This window comes from Paenibacillus sp. SORGH_AS_0306 (genome assembly GCF_030819345.1).
Lineage (GTDB): Bacteria > Bacillota > Bacilli > Paenibacillales > Paenibacillaceae > Saccharibacillus > Saccharibacillus kyungheensis.
In genome coordinates this window covers 3,717,299-3,736,669 of the sequence record NZ_JAUTBP010000001.1, presented here as the reverse complement: position 1 = coordinate 3,736,669, position 19,371 = coordinate 3,717,299, and the positions used below count along the sequence as shown (strand labels likewise).

Annotated in this window: 20 protein-coding genes and 1 other annotated feature; all 20 genes read left to right on the top strand. The window is 40.4% G+C overall.

What is annotated here, in order from left to right:
* The 20 genes from disA (at position 1) to rpoB (ending at position 19,249) form a co-directional block, all read left to right on the top strand.
* Complete coding sequence (gene disA / locus QE450_RS16545) at positions 1–1,077, top strand: DNA integrity scanning diadenylate cyclase DisA (protein WP_204827281.1); 1,077 nt, start codon at positions 1–3, stop codon at positions 1,075–1,077.
* 55 nt (positions 1,078–1,132) lie between these two features.
* The gene (pssA, locus tag QE450_RS16540) at positions 1,133–1,843 is read left to right on the top strand and encodes a CDP-diacylglycerol--serine O-phosphatidyltransferase (RefSeq protein ID WP_069328328.1); all 711 of its coding nucleotides are present in this window, start codon (positions 1,133–1,135) and stop codon (positions 1,841–1,843) included.
* 105 nt (positions 1,844–1,948) lie between these two features.
* Positions 1,949–2,941, top strand: a complete 993-nt coding sequence (locus QE450_RS16535; RefSeq protein ID WP_307300665.1) for a PIN/TRAM domain-containing protein — start codon at positions 1,949–1,951, stop codon at positions 2,939–2,941.
* Between the two features lie 127 nt (positions 2,942–3,068).
* Positions 3,069–3,767, top strand: a complete 699-nt coding sequence (gene ispD, locus QE450_RS16530; protein ID WP_273613675.1) for a 2-C-methyl-D-erythritol 4-phosphate cytidylyltransferase — start codon at positions 3,069–3,071, stop codon at positions 3,765–3,767.
* A complete protein-coding gene (gene ispF / locus QE450_RS16525; RefSeq protein WP_307300663.1) occupies positions 3,764–4,243 on the top strand; it encodes a 2-C-methyl-D-erythritol 2,4-cyclodiphosphate synthase in 480 nt (159 codons plus the stop codon). The genes ispD and ispF overlap by 4 nt, the downstream gene beginning before the upstream one ends.
* Positions 4,244–4,282: 39 nt before the next feature.
* A complete protein-coding gene (gene gltX, locus QE450_RS16520) occupies positions 4,283–5,743 on the top strand; it encodes a glutamate--tRNA ligase (protein WP_307300661.1) in 1,461 nt (486 codons plus the stop codon).
* Between the two features lie 464 nt (positions 5,744–6,207).
* Entirely contained in the window at positions 6,208–6,852 is a 645-nt protein-coding gene (gene cysE / locus QE450_RS16515) for a serine O-acetyltransferase (RefSeq protein WP_273613672.1), read from the top strand.
* Between the two features lie 61 nt (positions 6,853–6,913).
* Positions 6,914–8,311: a cysteine--tRNA ligase gene (cysS, locus tag QE450_RS16510; RefSeq protein ID WP_307300658.1), complete on the top strand. Its 1,398-nt coding sequence runs from the start codon at positions 6,914–6,916 to the stop codon at positions 8,309–8,311.
* The gene (locus QE450_RS16505; protein ID WP_307300655.1) at positions 8,308–8,760 is read left to right on the top strand and encodes a Mini-ribonuclease 3; all 453 of its coding nucleotides are present in this window, start codon (positions 8,308–8,310) and stop codon (positions 8,758–8,760) included. Before cysS ends, QE450_RS16505 begins: the two co-directional genes overlap by 4 nt.
* 32 nt (positions 8,761–8,792) lie before the next feature.
* Positions 8,793–9,545: a 23S rRNA (guanosine(2251)-2'-O)-methyltransferase RlmB gene (gene rlmB / locus QE450_RS16500; protein WP_274171827.1), complete on the top strand. Its 753-nt coding sequence runs from the start codon at positions 8,793–8,795 to the stop codon at positions 9,543–9,545.
* Positions 9,546–9,550: 5 nt separating this feature from the next.
* Positions 9,551–10,075, top strand: a complete 525-nt coding sequence (locus QE450_RS16495) for an NYN domain-containing protein (RefSeq protein ID WP_273613668.1) — start codon at positions 9,551–9,553, stop codon at positions 10,073–10,075.
* Positions 10,076–10,260: 185 nt separating this feature from the next.
* Positions 10,261–10,905 carry an RNA polymerase sporulation sigma factor SigH gene (gene sigH, locus QE450_RS16490; RefSeq protein ID WP_069328338.1) on the top strand — a complete coding sequence of 215 codons (645 nt, stop codon included), beginning with the start codon at positions 10,261–10,263 and terminating at the stop codon, positions 10,903–10,905.
* Positions 10,906–11,225: 320 nt separating this feature from the next.
* A complete protein-coding gene (gene secE / locus QE450_RS16485) occupies positions 11,226–11,417 on the top strand; it encodes a preprotein translocase subunit SecE (protein ID WP_069328339.1) in 192 nt (63 codons plus the stop codon).
* Positions 11,418–11,439: 22 nt separating this feature from the next.
* Positions 11,440–11,973, top strand: a complete 534-nt coding sequence (nusG, locus tag QE450_RS16480; protein WP_204827258.1) for a transcription termination/antitermination protein NusG — start codon at positions 11,440–11,442, stop codon at positions 11,971–11,973.
* Between the two features lie 174 nt (positions 11,974–12,147).
* The gene (gene rplK, locus QE450_RS16475) at positions 12,148–12,573 is read left to right on the top strand and encodes a 50S ribosomal protein L11 (protein ID WP_069328341.1); all 426 of its coding nucleotides are present in this window, start codon (positions 12,148–12,150) and stop codon (positions 12,571–12,573) included.
* Positions 12,574–12,670: 97 nt separating this feature from the next.
* The gene (rplA, locus tag QE450_RS16470; protein WP_273613667.1) at positions 12,671–13,363 is read left to right on the top strand and encodes a 50S ribosomal protein L1; all 693 of its coding nucleotides are present in this window, start codon (positions 12,671–12,673) and stop codon (positions 13,361–13,363) included.
* Between the two features lie 76 nt (positions 13,364–13,439).
* Positions 13,440–13,604 (top strand) — a sequence feature (ribosomal protein L10 leader region).
* 72 nt (positions 13,605–13,676) lie between these two features.
* Positions 13,677–14,180 carry a 50S ribosomal protein L10 gene (gene rplJ / locus QE450_RS16465; protein ID WP_273613666.1) on the top strand — a complete coding sequence of 168 codons (504 nt, stop codon included), beginning with the start codon at positions 13,677–13,679 and terminating at the stop codon, positions 14,178–14,180.
* A gap of 102 nt (positions 14,181–14,282) precedes the next feature.
* Positions 14,283–14,648, top strand: coding sequence for a 50S ribosomal protein L7/L12 (gene rplL / locus QE450_RS16460; protein WP_273613665.1), 366 nt, complete (start codon positions 14,283–14,285; stop codon positions 14,646–14,648).
* An 87-nt stretch (positions 14,649–14,735) separates the two neighbouring features.
* Complete coding sequence (locus QE450_RS16455) at positions 14,736–15,332, top strand: class I SAM-dependent methyltransferase (protein ID WP_307300646.1); 597 nt, start codon at positions 14,736–14,738, stop codon at positions 15,330–15,332.
* A gap of 368 nt (positions 15,333–15,700) precedes the next feature.
* Positions 15,701–19,249, top strand: a complete 3,549-nt coding sequence (gene rpoB / locus QE450_RS16450) for a DNA-directed RNA polymerase subunit beta (RefSeq protein ID WP_204827263.1) — start codon at positions 15,701–15,703, stop codon at positions 19,247–19,249.
* Positions 19,250–19,371 lie beyond the last annotated feature (122 nt).

Sequence of the window (19,371 nt, the reverse complement as noted above, 5' to 3'; positions counted from 1 at the left end):
ATGAAAGAACTCGGTCAGCTTGAGAAGATGAATAATTTGTTGAAGATGGTTGCACCTGGCACTGCTTTTCGAGATGGCTTGGAAAATGTATTGCGTGCCAAAACAGGAGCATTGATTGTGGTTGGTTATAGCCCGCAAGTTAGAGAAGTTGTCGATGGAGGATTCTCAATTGACTGTGATTTTTCACCAAACTACTTGTATGAACTTGGTAAAATGGATGGAGCGATCATTTTAAGTGATGATCTAAAACGTATTTTATATGCGAATACGCAGTTGATTCCTGACTCTTCGATCTCATCGTCAGAAACAGGGATTCGACATCGTACAGCAGAACGTGTAGCCAAGCAAACCGGAGAACTTGTTATTTCAATTTCACAGCGTCGGAATATTATTACGCTATATCAGGGTAATCTTAGATATGCACTAAAAGAAATTGGTGTTATTTTGACAAAAGCCAATCAAGCGATTCAGACGTTAGAACGGTACCGGGCTGTATTGAGTCAATCTTTCACGAATTTGACTGCATCTGAATTTGAACAGTTAGTTACGATTACCGAAGTTGCAGGTGTGGTTCAACGCGTAGAAATGGTCTTGCGTATTCAGACAGAGATTCGCCGCTATGTCAACGAATTAGGTGTTGAAGGTCGCTTGATTACGATGCAAATGGAAGAACTGATCGGAAATACAGAAGAAGAGTTTGTATTATTGTTAAAAGACTATGGTCGGGATACTAGCGAAGAACGTCTCAACGAAATTACAAACAGTCTTAAACGAACTACTGAAAATGAATTGTTAGATATTACTCAGATTATTAAGTTGTTGGGATATCCAACAGCAGCGGCTCAATCTGAAGAAGTGATTGCTTCTAAAGGATATCGTGTACTTAGTAAAATTCCACGTTTGCCTAATGTAATTATCCATAATTTGGTTGAACGGTTTGGAGCATTGCATCATGTGATTGCCGCTAGTATTGATGATCTGGATGAAGTAGAAGGTATCGGTGAAGTACGCGCGCGGACGATTCGAGCAGGTTTGCATCGTATCCAAGATCAAGTATTCATTGACAGACAAATTTAATTTAGCTACAATCGTGAGATGAACTGGTTAATATATCCATCTTTGAGGTGAAAAAATGATAACAAAGTCAATTCCAAACATTTGTACACTATTTAACTTATGTCTTGGAATGGTAGCTATTCTAATGGCACTGAATGATAATTACAGTCTTGCCGCCATTATGATTATAATAGCGATGTTGATGGACGGTCTGGATGGTCGTATGGCACGCGCACTTAATGCGCAAAGTGAGTTTGGAAAAGAATTGGATTCATTGTCTGATCTAGTTTCTTTTGGTGTAGCACCTATTATCATTATGTACGATATAGCATTTAAAGAATTAAATCCGGTATTAGCGATTTCGGCATCTTTAATTTTTCCTATGTGTGGAGCACTTCGTCTAGCAAGATTTAATGTACGTGCGGGAGTTCCTGGTTATTTTACAGGATTACCTATCCCAGCAGCTGGTGGTGTACTAGCTACCTTGTCTTTATTTCATAATGATGTGACTACACCGTATATGATTATAAGTACTATTTTATTGTCGTATTTGATGGTAAGTCGTGTACGCTATCCTAATTTTAAAAAAGCAGGTATTCCACGTAAAGCTTTATGGTTAGCTCCTTGGGTGATTATTGCTGCTGTATTTATCGCAGTCATGTTTCCTAATCAGGTATCCAAATTGATTTTTGTACCGTTAGCTTTATATGCATTGTTAGGCGTGAAGCAAAGTATAGATCGTCTGATACGTCGTCGTTCTAAAAAAGAAAAAGAATCGCTTCGATAAACCGTTACAGCACATGTTATGCTTAAAAGCATTTATTTCTCTACTTCCCGGGAAATGAATGCTTTTTTTCATGGGAAAAATAGATTATGTAAGGAGATTACAAGCATGTGGCAACAATTAATAGGATTTCCAAAAGGTTGGATTGAAGAACAAGAAGGTATGAAAGAACTATGGATTAGTCTCGCCGTTATCGTAATTATGTTGGCTGTTGCTGTACTTAGTGTACGTAAATTAGTGCATTTTGTAGAATGCACCAAAAACCATTTATTAACTGTACCGATCTCGTTAATGATTACAGGAACGAGTGGGCTTGCGATAGGTTTACTGCTTGGATTACTTAGTTCATTTATTATGTTATGGCTAGGAAGTATAGGAGAGATTATTCGAGCGATTTTGATGACCATTTTAGGTTATGTTGGATTGCGAATAGGAATTACCAAAAGCGAAGATATTCTTTCTTTTTGGAAACATAAATCTCTTGCCGAACCAGTACCATCTTCGATGAACAAAATAATCGATAGCAATATAGCGATAGACGGAAGAATTATAGAATTATGTCAGGATGGATTTATAGAGGGCTCAGTATTTGTACCGGATTTTATATTACATGAACTACAATTGCTTGCAGATTCTTCAGATACGTTACGTCGTCATCGAGGAAAAAGAGGACTTGAAGTGATCGCTCATTTGCAACAACTAGAACAGGTAGAAGTCATTATCCAAAATACCCAATACCCAGAGACAGAGCCTACAGATAACAAGTTGCTTCGATTGGCTTTGGACACATCGGCTACCTTAATTACTAACGATAGCAATCTACAACAACTGGGTCATCTCCAGCATATCCACGTGTTGAATCTGAATACCCTTGCTTCGATTATGAAGCCTATTCTGCGTGCAGGACAAATTGTAACAACAGCGATTATCAAATCTGGTAAAGAAGCAGGGCAAGGTATCGCTTATCTGGATGATGGAACAATGATTGTGGTAGAAGATAGCCACCCCTATATCGGACAAGAATGTGAAGTGATCGTGACCAGTGTATTACAAACAGCGAATGGAAAAATGGTTTTTGCCAAGTTACATCGTTCTGAATAAGCTACGATTCAGAGACAATTCCTTTTAATTGTTGTGCTGTACCTATAGACGGGTATATTATTAAGGAATGGAGTTTGGCACTTTGATAGGATTAAAAGTGCAGGACAGTAGGCTAAGGATGGGGATTATGGAAAATAAAGCGGGTGTGATAGTTGTTGCCGCGGGTAAAGGTTCACGGATGGGCACAACAGAGAGCAAACAATATCTAAGGCTGCAAAATAAGCCGATCCTGATACATACACTGGAAGTCTTTGAACATTCATCAATTATTGATGAGATTGTAATGGTAACAGGTAAAGACGATGTACAGCGTTGTGAGGATTGGATCAAAGAGTATGGACTGACCAAAGTGAAAAAAGTGGTGGTTGGAGGTTACGACCGTCAGGAATCTGTTGCTAATGGTCTACAGTTTATACACTCTGATTGGATTATGGTGCATGATGGCGTACGCCCTTTTATAACAGAAGAGCAGATTATGAACTGTTATCATAGTGCAGTGACTTCAGGAGCATCTGTCTTAGCTGTACCGGTCAAAGATACGATCAAGCAGGTGGATCAACAGAAGCATATCGTAAATACACCGGATCGTAGTCAGTTATGGGCCATTCAGACACCGCAAACGTTTCGTAGTGCCGATCTTCAGCAAGCACACCAACAAGCACAAGATGAGAATTTTCGCGGTACAGACGATTCGATGCTGATCGAGCGAATGGGTGTGACGGTAGCTGTGGTAGAAGGCAGTTACGAAAATATCAAAATCACCACACCAGATGATCTGGATTATGCGTCGTATGTATTGCAACGTAGGGGAGAGAAAATAGAATGATTCGTATTGGACAAGGATTCGATGTACACCAGCTTGTAGAAGGAAGAGATTGTATTATCGGAGGAGTTACACTTCCTTATGAAAAGGGATTGTTAGGTCATTCTGATGCAGATGTGTTATTACATGCGATTACAGATGCTGTATTAGGTGCATTAGCAATGGGAGATATCGGTAAGCATTTTCCAGATACTGATCCTGAATTTAAAGATGCAGATAGCTTGAAATTGCTTAACCATGTATGGGTGCTTATTCGTGAACGAGGATATCGTTTGGGAAATATCGACGCAACCATTATTGCTCAAAAACCTAAAATGGCTCCATATATTCCGCAGATGGTAGAAATCATTGCAAAAGCTTTGGAAGCGGAAATTGACCAAGTGAATGTCAAAGCGACAACGACAGAACAACTTGGATTTGCAGGTCGTGGCGAAGGTATTGCTGCACAAGCAGTGGTATGCTTAATCAAAGAATCATAATAAATATGAGTTGCAATAGATTGAAGGAGGAAATAACAAATGACTAACGAAATTCGAGTACGGTATGCACCAAGTCCAACAGGACATTTACACATCGGAAATGCACGTACAGCATTATTCAACTATTTATTTGCTCGCAGTCAAGGCGGCAAATTTATTATAAGAATTGAAGATACAGATATCAAACGTAATATCGAAGGTGGCGAAGAAAGCCAGCTGACGTATTTGAAATGGTTAGGCATGAACTGGGACGAAAGTATTGATGTAGGGGGCGAATATGGCCCTTATCGTCAGACAGAACGTCTTGATATCTATCGTGAATACTGGCAAGACCTGCTAGATCGTGGTCTGGCATACAAATGTTATTGCACAGAAGAAGAGCTAGAGCAAGAACGTGAAGAACAAATTGCACGTGGAGAGAATCCTCGTTACTCTGGTAAACATCGTGATCTAACAGACGAACAACGTGCTGCTTTTGAAGCAGAAGGTAGAGTTGCAAGTATTCGTTTCCGTGTACCTGAAAACAAAACATTTACATTCAACGATATCGTTAAAGGTGAAATTTCATTTACAACTGAAGATACAGGCGATTTCGTTATCGTTAAAAAAGACGGCATTCCTACGTATAACTTTGCTGTAGCTGTAGATGACCATTTGATGAAAATCTCTCATGTTTTACGTGGAGAAGATCATATTTCCAACACACCACGTCAATTGATGATCTATGAAGCTTTGAATTGGGAAGCTCCTATTTTCGGACATATGACTTTAATCGTGAATGAGAATCACAAAAAATTAAGTAAACGTGATGAGTCGATTATTCAATTTATCGAGCAATATGATAATTTGGGTTATTTGCCAGAAGCAATGTTCAACTTTATTGCTTTGCTAGGTTGGTCTCCAGAAGGCGAAGAAGAAATTTTCTCTCGCGAAGAATTGACTAAAATCTTTGATGCTAAGCGTCTATCGAAAAGTCCGGCTGTATTTGATACACACAAATTGTCTCATTTGAACAATCTGTATATCAAAAATGCAGATACCGACCGTATCACAGCACTGGCTATTCCTCATTTACAAAAAGCAGGACGTTTGCCAGCAGAACTAAGTGAAGAACAGCAACAATGGGCACATGATCTTGTGGCATTGTATCAGGAACAGATGACTTCTGCTTCAGATATTGTTGAGTTATCTGAAGTGTTTTTCCGCAGTCATTTGCAAATGGATCATGAAGCTCAAGTGATTGTGGGAGAAGAGCATGTAAGTACAGTGCTTAGTGCGCTATTGGAAAAAATCAAAGCTTCCGAAGAGTTCAGTCCTACTCGTGCAGCAGCATTGATCAAAGAAGTACAAAAAGAAACAGGATTTAAAGGCAAACAGCTATTTATGCCGATTCGTGTAGCATTAACAGGGGAAATGCATGGACGTGATCTTAACCATACGATCTACCTTTTAGGACGTGATCGTGTAATTGAACGTCTAGCTTCTCAAATAAAAGGCTAAATGGTGAACAGACTGTATTGTCTAATCGCATAGAGTTCGTTATAATGATGACCTGAGAATAATTGTTGTATACCTATAAATAGCGATGATCAGGAAAAGTAAAATGATATTGTAAATCCCAGAGACGATGATCGGGTTAGATAATACTATTATCTAATGTTGGCTGGAAATCATCTATTTACAAACATTTGAATATGCACCTGTGAGCTGTATATTTGAACCATATTTGCCATCTTTTATCCGTATTGATGAAAAGATAGCAAACGATGAAGTAAAGTATACCGGTCGTTCCTCGTTAAGGAACATGATAAGTAGAGTTCGTCTGTATATGTATTCGTCTTTTTACAAAAGCGGATAAAAGACAAGCTCAAGCAGAGTGGAACCGCGTCAATTCACGCCTCTGCAGCCTCCTAAGGGGCTGTGGGGGCGTTTTTTAATGAAGCGCAAGTTAAAGGGGAAACGTAATGCTGAAAAATATGCGATCTGATATACAAGCTGTTTTTGACAATGATCCAGCAGCACGTAGCTGGTTTGAAGTGATTTTTACGTATTCCGGATTACACGCGATTTGGTGGCATCGGATAGCTCATGCTTTTTATCGTCGAGGTTGGTTTACAGTCGCACGTACACTGTCACAATGTAGTCGCTTTATGACAGGGATTGAGATTCATCCAGGTGCTACGATTGGAGAAAGATTATTTATTGATCATGGTATGGGTGTAGTCATAGGGGAAACGTGTGAGATCGGTAATGATGTATTGATCTATCAAGGAGTCACATTAGGTGGAACAGGAAAAGAAAAAGGCAAACGTCATCCTACGATTGGCAACAATGTGGTCATAGGATCAGGCGCTAAGATTCTGGGTTCTTTTAAAGTAGGCGATCAAAGTAATATCGGTTCTAATTCGGTCGTTCTTCGTGAAGTTCCTCCAGACAGCACTGTGGTAGGAATTCCAGGCAAAATCGTCCGTCAAAATGGAAAACCTGCTGATCGTTTAAGACATCAAATGCCAGACCCTATTACAAGCAAACTCAATGAATTACAATCCGAGATTGATCAATTACGCAAACAGTTAGCTACCTGTGAAGCAGAGATCAAAAAAGAATGATTTTTACTTCTGCAAAGAATTCGATAAGTACTAGAGCACCATATACGAAAGGGATGACAGTATGGCATTGCAAATATATAACACGATGAGCCGTATGAAAGAAGAGTTTGTTAGTATGACACCAGGAGAAATTAAAATGTATGTATGCGGACCTACCGTATATGACTATATCCATATTGGCAATGCAAGACCGATGATCTTTTTCGATGTTGTACGTAGCTATTTGGAAAATCAGCAGTACAAAGTGAATTATGTAGTTAACTTTACAGACGTAGATGATAAATTGATTCGCAAAGCAGAAGAGCTAAACACAACAGTAGCGGATGTAGCAGAACGTTTTATTGCTGCGTACTTTGAAGATTTAGAAGGATTAGGCATTCGTCATGCCACCATGCATCCTCGAGTGACTGAGAATATGGATATCATTTTAGAATTTATTCAGAGTCTTGTGGATAAAGATTATGCATATGCCAAAGAGGGCGATGTTTATTTCCGTACTCGTAAATTTGCAGACTATGGTAAATTATCGCATCAGAAGCTAGATGAGTTACAATTCGGGATCCGAGTTGAAGTGGATAAACGCAAAGAAAATCCAGAAGACTTTGTATTATGGAAAGCTGCTAAGCCAGGTGAAGTATCCTGGGAAAGTCCATGGGGAGCAGGTAGACCGGGCTGGCATATCGAGTGCTCTGCAATGGCACGTCATTATTTGGGAGATACACTTGATATTCATGGTGGCGGACAAGACTTACAGTTCCCGCATCACGAGTGCGAATGCGCTCAATCTGAAGCAGTTACAGGCAAGCCACTTTCAAATTACTGGATGCACAATGGATTTATTCGTATAGACGATGAGAAAATGTCCAAATCATTAGGTAACGGTATTTTGGTAAAAGATTTGCGTAAAGCACACAAACCAGCAGCGATTCGTTACTTTATGTTATCTACGCATTACCGTAATCCATTGAATTACAATGCAGATACAATCCAACAAGCTGAAAACAGTGTTGATCGTATTGCGAATGCTGTAAATAATGTAAAACATCGCTTATCTGCTTCGGATCAAGCTTCACTAGTAGAAGCAAGTCTAGCTAAGCGTTTGACAGAAATTCGCCAGTTATTCCATGAGAAAATGCAAGATGATTTCAACACACCGGATGCGATTACAGCTATTTTCGAATGGGTGAATGAAGCTAATTTATTATTGCAAAAAGAAGTAGTTGCCAAAGCTGCGCTTGAAGCATTGCTAGAATTGTTTAATGAAATGAATGAAGTGCTACGTATTTTCTGGCAAGAAGAAGAATTGGTAGATGCTGATATTGATCAGTTAATTACAGAGCGTGTAGAAGCTCGTCAAAATAAAAATTGGGCACGTGCGGATGAGATTCGCGACTTATTATCTGCGCAAGGGATCATGTTGGAGGATACTCCACAAGGCATGAGATGGCGCCGCAAATGAGTGAAGAATCATTGAATTCAGCTCAATCTAAAAGTAATGAAGGTTGGTTTAGCTTCGATCCGTCGAAACCGATAGAACAGCTTCCACCACTAGCTCTAGCTTATATGGGCGATGCTATTCATGAAGTAGCGATAAGACAATATCTGTTATCTGGCAAAAACTTGCGTCCGCATCATTTACATCGCGCTTCAACAAGCTTTGTATCGGCGGGCGCGCAAGCCAAAATACTGGCACATCTAGAACCAACGTTAACTGAAACTGAAAGCAATGTCGTACGTCAGGGGCGAAATGCCAAATCAGGTACAATTCCTAAAAATGCCAGTGTGATTGATTATCGGTATGCGACAGCATGGGAGTGTCTTTTGGGTTATCTATATTATAAAGGTGAACATGCACGTATGGAGCAATTGATCACTGAAGGAATCCGTCATCTGGAAAAACAGTCCTGATACGGATGTATACAACATTAGGAGGAAACAGTATGGAAGAAGAGTATATTGCCGGTAAGCATTCAGTAACAGAAGCTTTACGTGCCGGACGAAGTATTAATAAAATTTGGATTGCAGAAGGATCGCAAAAAAATCTAACACAACCTATCCTGACTGAAGCTAAGAAAAAAGGAATCGTTGTACAGTTAGTAGATAAGCGCAAATTAGATACACTTGTACCTGATGTACAACATCAAGGCGTAATTGCTCAAGCAGCTCCTTATGAATATGCAGAAGTAGAAGATCTTCTTCAAGCAGCCAAAGACAAAAATGAAGCACCATTTTTGATTTTGCTAGATGAAATTGAAGATCCTCATAATCTAGGTTCTATTCTCCGTACGGCAGATTGTACAGGTGTACATGGAGTGATTGTACCTAAGCGTCGCTCTGCTTCTATTACAGCTACAGTATCCAAAACATCAGCCGGCGCAGTAGAGTACGTGCCTGTAGCACGAGTTACTAATTTGGGGCAAACGATCGATCGTTTGAAAGAACAAGGTGTATGGGTAGTAGGAACAGATGTTGATACAGAGAGTAGCCTATATGATACCGATGTATTTACAGGACCTGTTGCTGTGGTGATTGGTAACGAAGGCAAAGGGATGGGCAGATTAATTCGTGAGAAGTGCGATGTATTAATCAAGCTACCGATGCAAGGGCAAATCAATTCACTGAATGCTTCTGTAGCAGCAGGCGTAGTAATGTATGAAGTGTTGCGTCGCAGACAATCTTTAGGTCAAGGTTAAATGCGATGACCGATTTACGGGATGTGCTTCTAGTAGATGGCTACAACATGATCGGAGCTTGGCCTGAACTGGCTCAGCTTTCCGAAATCGGTTTGGAAGAAGCTCGCGATCATTTATTAAAACGATTAGCTAATTACCAAGCTTTTTCAGATCGACGAGTGATTGCTGTATTTGATGCGTACCGGGTGATTGGTCTTGGCAAGTCATTTAATCAAGGTAAAGTAGAAGTGTATTTTACCAAAGAAAAAGAAACAGCCGATGAAGCAATAGAACGGTTTGTGCGTGAGCTTGGACGTAAACGCAGACAAATTTATGTGGCAACTAGCGATATGACTGAACAACACGTTATTTTTGGACAAGGTGCACTAAGGGTGTCGGCAAGAGAACTGTTGATAGAAGTTCAACTGAGTGAACGAGAAGTAGAACAGAAAATTACAGATCATAAGCAAACTGGAGCCCGCAATACATTAGATGGTAAATTAAACTCGAAACAACGTGATCTGTTTGAAAAGTGGCGCAGAGGAGAGTAAGTTGTCAGTCAAATGACAGCTTACTTACGAACCTGCGTTCTATTTATTGCTAAATAGCGATGAATATGCGCAAATAAGCGGTAAATACGACATAAGTTGTTGACGATGTGAGGTTACATAATATATACTTGGGCTATATTTCATAGGGTAACGGAGACCTTGCGTTGCAACCGGAGGGATTGTTTGTGAGTGTCGACCTCAAAGATATGATGGTGTCACCGTACGATTACCAAAGTGATGAAGATCTTGTAGAAGCCGTCCGGCAAGGCGATTCTCAGGCACTAGAGTACTTGATTACCAAGTACAAAAATTTTGTGCGTGCGAAAGCCCGATCTTACTTTTTGATTGGTGCAGATCGCGAGGATATTGTGCAAGAAGGTATGATTGGCCTGTACAAGTCGATTCGTGACTTTAAAGGTGATAAACTTTCTTCGTTCAAAGCCTTTGCTGAATTATGCATTACTCGTCAGATTATTACAGCTATTAAGACGGCAACACGGCAAAAGCATATTCCGCTCAATTCGTATGTGTCACTAGACAAACCAATCTATGATGAAGATTCTGATCGTACCCTGCTTGATGTCATTTGCGGTTCTCAGGTATCTGATCCCGAAGAGCTAGTCATTAACAAGGAAGAGTTCGTAGGATTGGAAGATAAGATGTCTGAGATTTTGAGCGATTTAGAACGAAAAGTTCTAATGCTCTATCTGGATGGTCGTTCGTATCAGGAAATTGCTGTTGATCTTTGTCGTCATGTCAAGTCTATTGATAATGCACTACAACGTGTCAAACGTAAACTGGAACGCTATCTCGAAGTACGTGATAATTGAATCCGGAAGCAATCAAGTAAAGACTCTTACTCTGGAGTCTTTTTTATTTTCCAAATGATGTATTCAAATAGTAACCCTATGAATGGAAAATATTTGTTGGTCGTTGTGCTTTATTCGTTGACAGGGTTGGAGCGCTATGATAAAGTGTTTTAGGTAGGCCTAATTTCGCCTGCTCTTAAATGTGTCAATCTTTGTTATATTGCAAAATTAATGCATTTAAAGCAAGTGTAACCACCCTGACCGCATGGGATGCGGAATGCACTAGTTCCAGAACTTGTGATTCTCATCATGTAACCAGATAGTCTTTTGGAGGTGTAGTCGTGGCACGAAGCTTCAAGTCTGTGTTTTCCTTTTTCTCCGAAAGCTGGGCTGAACTTAAAAAGGTTCGCTGGCCTAATCGTAAAGAGCTGACTAACTATACTCTTATCGTTATTGGTACGATTTTGTTTGTCGCCATTTATTTTTGGGTTCTAGACATCGGCATTTCCGCTGTGATCGAAGCGATAATTTAAGAAGGGTTCCAGGTGGCTTGATATGGAAAAAAGATGGTACGTCGTTCATACCTATTCAGGGTATGAGAACAAAGTCAAAGCCAATTTAGAAAAACGCGTTGAGTCTATGGGCATGGAAGACAAAATTTTCCGCGTTCTTGTTCCTATGGAAGAAGAAGTGGTAAACAAAGACGGTAAGAAAAAAACCGTTATGCGTAAAGTTTACCCCGGTTATGTTCTTGTCGAAATGGTTCAAACTGACGATTCTTGGTATGTTGTGCGTAATACTCCTGGTGTAACTGGCTTTGTCGGTTCAACAGGTGCTGGCTCTAAGCCAACCGCATTATTACCAGAAGAAGTAGAACAAATTCTCAAACACATGGGTATGGATGAGCCGAAGGAAACTATTGAATTCGACGTTAAAGAATCTGTACGCATTAAAGTTGGACCGTTTGCGAACTTTGTTGGCTCCGTGGAAGAAATTTTGGTTGAAAAGAGCAAGCTGAGAGTACATGTTAACATGTTCGGACGGGAAACCCCGCTTGAGCTAGATTATACTCAAGTGGAAAAGATATAGTAGGTTTCTAGGATGACACGGGGAATCGTTGATGATCTTGTATCACAATGGCTCCTGATCAGTGCTTCCAGTTTTACCGTAATTATATGAGGATTACGATTTTCATATAATGCGGCGTTTTGCGTGGGAGGGCAGCAATGTCCGTCTACCACTATTCGCAAGGAGGTGTTTTACATGGCTAAAAAGGTAATCAAAATGGTGAAACTGCAAATTCCAGCGGGTAAAGCGAATCCGGCTCCTCCAGTAGGTCCGGCATTGGGTCAAGCAGGTGTCAACATCATGGCATTCTGTAAAGAATTCAACGCTCGTACAGCTGATCAAGCAGGTTTGATCATTCCGGTTGAAATCACAGTGTTTGAAGATCGTTCTTTCACTTTCATCACTAAAACTCCACCGGCTGCAGTTCTTTTGAAAGTTGCTGCTAAGATCGAAAAAGGATCTGGCGAACCTAACAAGAAAAAAGTTGCAGTTGTTAAACGTTCCGCAGTTCGTGAAATTGCAGAACAAAAAATGCCTGACTTGAATGCAGCGTCCGTAGAAGCGGCGATGTTGATGGTTGAAGGTACAGCACGTAGCATGGGTATCACGATCGAAGACTAATTCACTCTTGTAGTGAATAGTCTCAGTACTGAGTTCATTTATGAACCCAGTAGTTGTGGGAGGAATATCCGCTAATACCACAAAGGAGGAATATAAAATGGCTAAACACGGTAAAAAATATTTAGAAGCTGTTAAGCTTATTGATAGCGAAGCAACTTACGAGCCTTCAGAAGCTGTTGAACTAGTGAAAAAGGCATCTACTGCAAAATTCGACGAAACTGTTGAAGCAGCAGTACGTTTGGGCGTAGACCCACGTAAACAAGACCAAGCTGTTCGTGGTGTAGTTGTATTGCCACACGGTACTGGTAAAACTCAACGTGTCTTGGTATTCGCTAAAGGAGAAAAAGCAAAAGAAGCAGAAGCTGCTGGAGCTGATTTCGTAGGCGATCAAGATATGATTAACAAAATCCAACAAGGATGGTTCGAATTTGATGTCTGCGTAGCTACGCCTGACATGATGAGCGAAGTTGGTAAATTGGGTCGTTTGCTTGGTGGTAAAGGTCTTATGCCTAACCCTAAAGCCGGCACAGTAACATTCGACGTTACCAAAGCTGTTCAAGAAATCAAAGCTGGTAAAATCGAATACCGTCTAGACAAAGCAGGACAAATTCACGCTCCTATCGGTAAAGTATCTTTCAGTTCTGAGCAATTGAATGATAATCTTTCTGCACTTGTTGAAGCTCTTAACCGTGCTAAACCTGCTGCTGCAAAAGGTGTTTACCTTAAAAACATTGCGATTTCTTCGACAATGGGACCAAGCGCACGCATCAACGCTTCTACTTACAGATAATTAGTTGTTGACAATAGTCAATATACTTGATATTATGTAAAAGTTGTGAAAATGCTTGAACTTTGTACTTGCATTTACATTTGAATATGTTTAACCGTAGACAGTAGGTGCTGTAACAGGCTTAATTTCCTACCGAGGTGTTATGATAGAATACCGGATACTTGGGAGCGCAGATTAGTCTGCGTCTCGGTTCCGCTCAATCAAGCCTTCGTCATTCTGCGGGGGCTTTTTTTAATGTCCGTGTAGGAAAGTCTTTTCTTCTGACTTCTACGGAAACAGAGAAAAGCTAGAATACGATCAGGAGGTGTCCAATTTGGCAAACGCAAAAGTAATCCAAGCAAAACAAGAAGCGGTAGAAGTTGTAGCAAGTAAATTGCGCGAAAGCACAACTACAGTTGTAGCTGACTATCGTGGTCTAAACGTAGCTCAAGTTACAGAATTACGTAAGCAATTACGTGAAGCTGGAGTTGAATTCCAAGTATTGAAAAATACATTGGTTCGTCGTGCTACTGAATCTGCTGATCTTGCTGGTTTGAATGAAATTCTTACCGGTCCTACTGCTATTGCTTTCAGTAAAGATGATGCAATTGCTCCAGCTAAAATTTTGAATGACTTCGCTAAGAAAAACGATGCTCTTCAATTAAAAGGTGGAGTGGTTGAAGGACGTATTGTTGGAGCTGAAGAAATCAAAGCGTTGGCAGAATTGCCATCACGCGAAGGTTTGTTGTCTATGCTTCTCAGCGTGCTTCAAGCACCAATGCGCGGTTTTGCACTGGCTGTCAAAGCTGTTGCAGAAAAAGAAGAGCAAAGCGCGTAAGCTTTTTGCTCAACCGTTACATTTGTTTAACAGATATAACGATGGCTGTGTGATCAGCTAAAATTGATTTAAAAATAAAACCATTATATGGAGGGTTTACAAATGAGTAACGAACAAATCCTTGAAGCCATCAAAGGCATGACAGTTCTTGAATTAAACGATCTTGTAAAAGCAATTGAAGAAGAATTCGGCGTAACTGCTGCTGCTCCTGTAGCTGCTGCTGGTGGCGCTGGTGGCGGAGAAGCTGCTGCTGAGCAAACAGAATTCGAAGTTATCTTGACTTCTGCTGGCGGATCTAAAATCAACGTAATCAAAGCAGTACGCGAAATCACTGGTCTTGGCTTGAAAGAAGCTAAAGAAGTAGTAGATAACGCTCCTAAAGCAATCAAAGAAAACGTTGCTAAAGAAGAAGCTGATTCTATCAAAGAAAAATTAGAAGCAGCTGGCGCATCTGTAGAAGTAAAATAAGAGTTTTTCTCTTATTTTCGGCAAACCCCTTGAATTCGTTCAAGGGGTTTGTTTTGTAGATCAGCTTGAAAAGAGGGAGCGGAGAATATGGGAGACCATTATTATTCCAATCAGCCAGGAGCGGCACACGATCGGCGAGTCCTGGAAGCAACCTTGCGAGGTAAAGTATTTCGTTTTACAAGCGATGCTGGTGTTTTTTCTAAAACAGGTATTGATTATGGAAGTCGTGTATTGATTGAGGCGATGGATATTCATGAAGATGCTCAAGTGTTAGATGTAGGTTGCGGGTATGGACCTATGGGGTTATCAGCTGCTTATCTTGCTGCTAAAGGTCATGTGACAATGATTGATGTAAACGAAAGAGCTGTTCAATTAGCAAAAGAAAATGCAAAGTTGAATGGGATCACAAACGTAACTATTTTGGAAAGTGATTTGTTTAGTTCAGTCAAAGGGAAGATGTTTGATGTGATTCTAACCAATCCACCTATTCGTGCAGGTAAATCAACAGTTCATACTATTTTTGAAGAGGCTTTTGAACATTTGAATACAAATGGCACATTGTGGATTGTGATTCAGAAGAAGCAAGGTGCACCTTCAGCCAAAGCTAAATTAGAAGAGTTGTTTGAAAAGGTAGAGGAAGTAACAAAGGATAAAGGCTATCGGATTTTTAAAGCGACAAAATAAAAGTTGCTTTAGGATCATTGACTCGAAGTTCTGAACGTGGTATGATTACAAAATGTCAGTATTAAGATGCCCTTCTTGGCTTTAGTTTTCTGAAATAATCATGAAAATTATTCATCCACGAAGGTGTTTAGTATTGTCTATAATCGTATATTAAGGGGTATTTCGGTCAATTTCAACCGTTATACAGCATTCAAATGTGTAATCACATGCGTTGATAGCTGATGCTGCTCTTTTTTCGAAAGCATTCGATAAGGGCTTTTCTCTATTTAATGGATGTGAACTTCTATGTATGCACCTATTATACGTGATCCAAACAGTAGTTCGCAATGAAATTTTTAAGCGAGTAGACATTAAGGGGTGAGTTTAAGTTGGCAGGACATCTTGTTCAATATGGTCGACGCACTCGGCGAAGTTATGCACGAATTAACGAAGTTCTTGAAGTACCTAACCTGATCGAAATCCAACAAAAATCATATCAGTGGTTTTTGGAAGAAGGTTTGCGCGAAATGTTTCACGATATCTCGCCAATCCAAGATTTTACAGGCAATTTGGTTCTTGAGTTCATCGATTACAGCCTTGGTGAGCCGAAATATACAGTAGACGACGCAAAAGAGCGTGACGTTACTTATTCTGCTCCACTTCGGGTAAAAGTCCGTCTCATCAACAAAGAAACGGGTGAAGTCAAAGAGCAGGAAGTATTTATGGGTGATTTCCCGTTGATGACGGAAACCGGTACCTTTGTTATTAATGGTGCAGAACGGGTTATTGTCAGCCAGTTGGTTCGCTCTCCCAGCGTCTATTTCAGCACTAAAGTCGATAAGAATGGTAAAACATCATATACTGCTACAGTTATTCCTAACCGTGGCGCATGGCTTGAACTTGAAATGGATGCTAAGGATATCATTTATGTTCGTATTGACCGTACTCGTAAGATTCCAGTTACGGTACTACTACGGGCACTTGGATTCGGTACAGATGCTGAAATCTTAGACCTACTTGGTAATGATGAATATATCCGCAATACTTTAGATAAAGATAACACGGATTCCACTGACAAAGCGCTGATTGAAATTTATGAGCGTTTGCGTCCAGGTGAGCCACCAACTCTCGACAATGCGAAAAGCTTGTTAGTAGCACGTTTCTTTGATCCAAAACGCTATGACCTTGCTAACGTAGGTCGTTACAAAATCAACAAAAAACTCCACATCAAAAACCGTCTATTCAACCAACGTTTGGCTGAGACGCTTATTGATACGGATACAGGCGAAATTATTGCTGAAGCTGGACAAATGGTAGACCGTCGTCTTTTAGACGAAATTATGCCGTATTTGGAAGGCGATTTGAATCATAAAACATATCATGTGGCTGGCGGCGTATTGGATGATAATGATATCCCAATGCAAAGCATCAATGTATTCTCTCCAATCGAAGATGGTAAAGTCGTTACTTTGATTGCGAACGGAATTATTGATAAAACAGTTAAAAATATTACTCCAGCTGATATTATCGCTTCAATCAGTTATTTCTTGAACTTGTTGAACGGTATTGGCGATACAGATGATATCGATCACTTGGGTAACCGTCGTCTGCGTTCTGTAGGTGAGCTTTTACAAAACCAATTCCGTATCGGTTTGTCCCGTATGGAACGTGTGGTTCGTGAAAGAATGTCTATTCAAGATGCTAACGTCATTACACCACAAGCTTTGATCAATATACGTCCTGTTATTGCATCGATCAAAGAGTTCTTCGGTAGCTCCCAGCTTTCACAGTTTATGGACCAAACGAACCCATTAGGTGAATTGACGCATAAACGTCGTTTATCTGCTTTGGGACCCGGCGGTTTGACTCGTGAACGCGCAGGCTTTGAAGTTCGTGACGTCCATCACAGTCACTATGGCCGTATGTGTCCGATCGAGACTCCAGAGGGACCGAATATCGGTTTGATTAACTCCTTGTCTACATTTGCACGTATTAATGAGTATGGCTTTATTGAAGCTCCATACCGTCGTGTAGATCCGAAGACAAACCGTGTTACAGATCAAATTGATTATTTGACTGCTGATGAAGAAGATAACTATGTTGTCGCTCAGGCGAATGCAGCATTGAATGAAGACGGATCTTTCGCTGAAGAAATGGTTATCGTTCGTTATAACAAACAAGCGGATAACATTTTGCCAATGCCAAATGAACGTGTTGATTATATGGACGTATCTCCTAAACAGGTTGTGTCTGTAGCAACAGCATTGATTCCTTTCTTGGAAAATGATGACTCCAACCGTGCATTGATGGGTTCTAACATGCAGCGTCAGGCTGTTCCTTTGCTTATTCCTAAAGCGCCACTAGTTGGTACAGGTATGGAGCACAAAGCAGCTAAAGATTCAGGCGTTTGTATCGTAAGTAAACATGATGGAATCGTTGAACGCTCTACTGCTAACGAGATTACAGTACGTCGTATTGAAGTCGTAGATGGCAAAGAAGTAAAAGGCGATCTTATTAAACATAAATTACACAAATTTATGAGATCGAATCAGGGAACTTGTATCAATCAACGTCCAATCGTTAAAACAGGCGATTACATCAAAAAAGGAGATATCCTTGCTGATGGTCCTTCGACTGAGATGGGCGAGATTGCATTAGGACGTAACGTAGTCGTTGCCTTCATGACTTGGGAAGGTTACAACTATGAAGATGCGATCCTATTGAGTGAAAAACTTGTTAAAGAAGATGTATACACTTCGATTCATATCGAGGAATACGAATCTGAAGCTCGTGACACTAAACTTGGACCTGAAGAAATCACACGTGATATTCCTAACGTTGGTGAAGAAGCACTTAAAAACCTTGACGAACGCGGAATTATTCGTATCGGTGCTGAAATTGCTGCTGGTGATATTCTTGTTGGTAAAGTAACGCCTAAAGGTGTAACTGAACTAACTGCTGAAGAACGCCTTCTGCATGCTATCTTTGGTGAAAAAGCTCGTGAAGTTCGCGACACTAGTCTTCGTGTACCGCATGGTACAGATGGTATTGTTGTAGACGTTAAAGTGTTCACTAGAGAAAATGGCGATGAGTTGCCACCGGGTGTTAATCACTTGGTACGTGCGTACATTGCTCAAAAACGTAAAATCTCTGAAGGCGATAAAATGGCGGGACGACATGGTAACAAAGGTGTTGTAGCACGTATTTTGCCAGAAGAAGATATGCCGTTTATGCCTGATGGTACTCCAGTACAAGTTGTATTGAACCCACTAGGTGTACCTTCCCGTATGAACATCGGTCAGATTCTTGAAGTCCATTTAGGTATGGCTTCGATGAAACTGGGTATTCATGTTGCTACACCAGTATTTGATGGAGCAAAAGAGTACGATGTATTTGATACGATGGAAGAAGCAGGTATGCAACGTAATGGTAAAACTATCCTTTACGATGGTAGAACCGGTGAAGAATTTGAACGTGAAGTAACTGTTGGTGTCATGCACATGATCAAGCTGGCACACATGGTTGATGATAAAATCCATGCTCGTTCTACAGGTCCTTACTCTTTGGTTACGCAACAGCCGCTGGGTGGTAAAGCTCAGTTTGGTGGACAGCGTTTCGGGGAGATGGAAGTATGGGCACTTGAAGCTTATGGTGCTGCATATACCCTACAAGAAATCCTTACAGTCAAATCCGATGATGTCGTTGGTCGTGTGAAAACATACGAATCCATCGTTAAAGGCGAGAATGTTCCTGAACCAGGCGTTCCTGAGTCATTCAAAGTTCTAATCAAAGAATTGCAAAGTTTGGGTATGGATGTCAAAATTCTCAACGAAAATGAGAATGAGATTGAAATGCGAGAATTGGATGATGAAGAAGAGACTAGCACGAACGATAAGCTAAGTCTTAATCTAGAAGGTTCTGAAGTCGGAGCCGAGTAACTATTGCCACTACACATTCCCTATGTGATCTAACAATGAAGGTAGACCGGAGATTTATCCCGGTCTATCCCTTATTGGTGAGATCATGTTTTGGGATTTATACAGCTTTTGATAAGAATGAC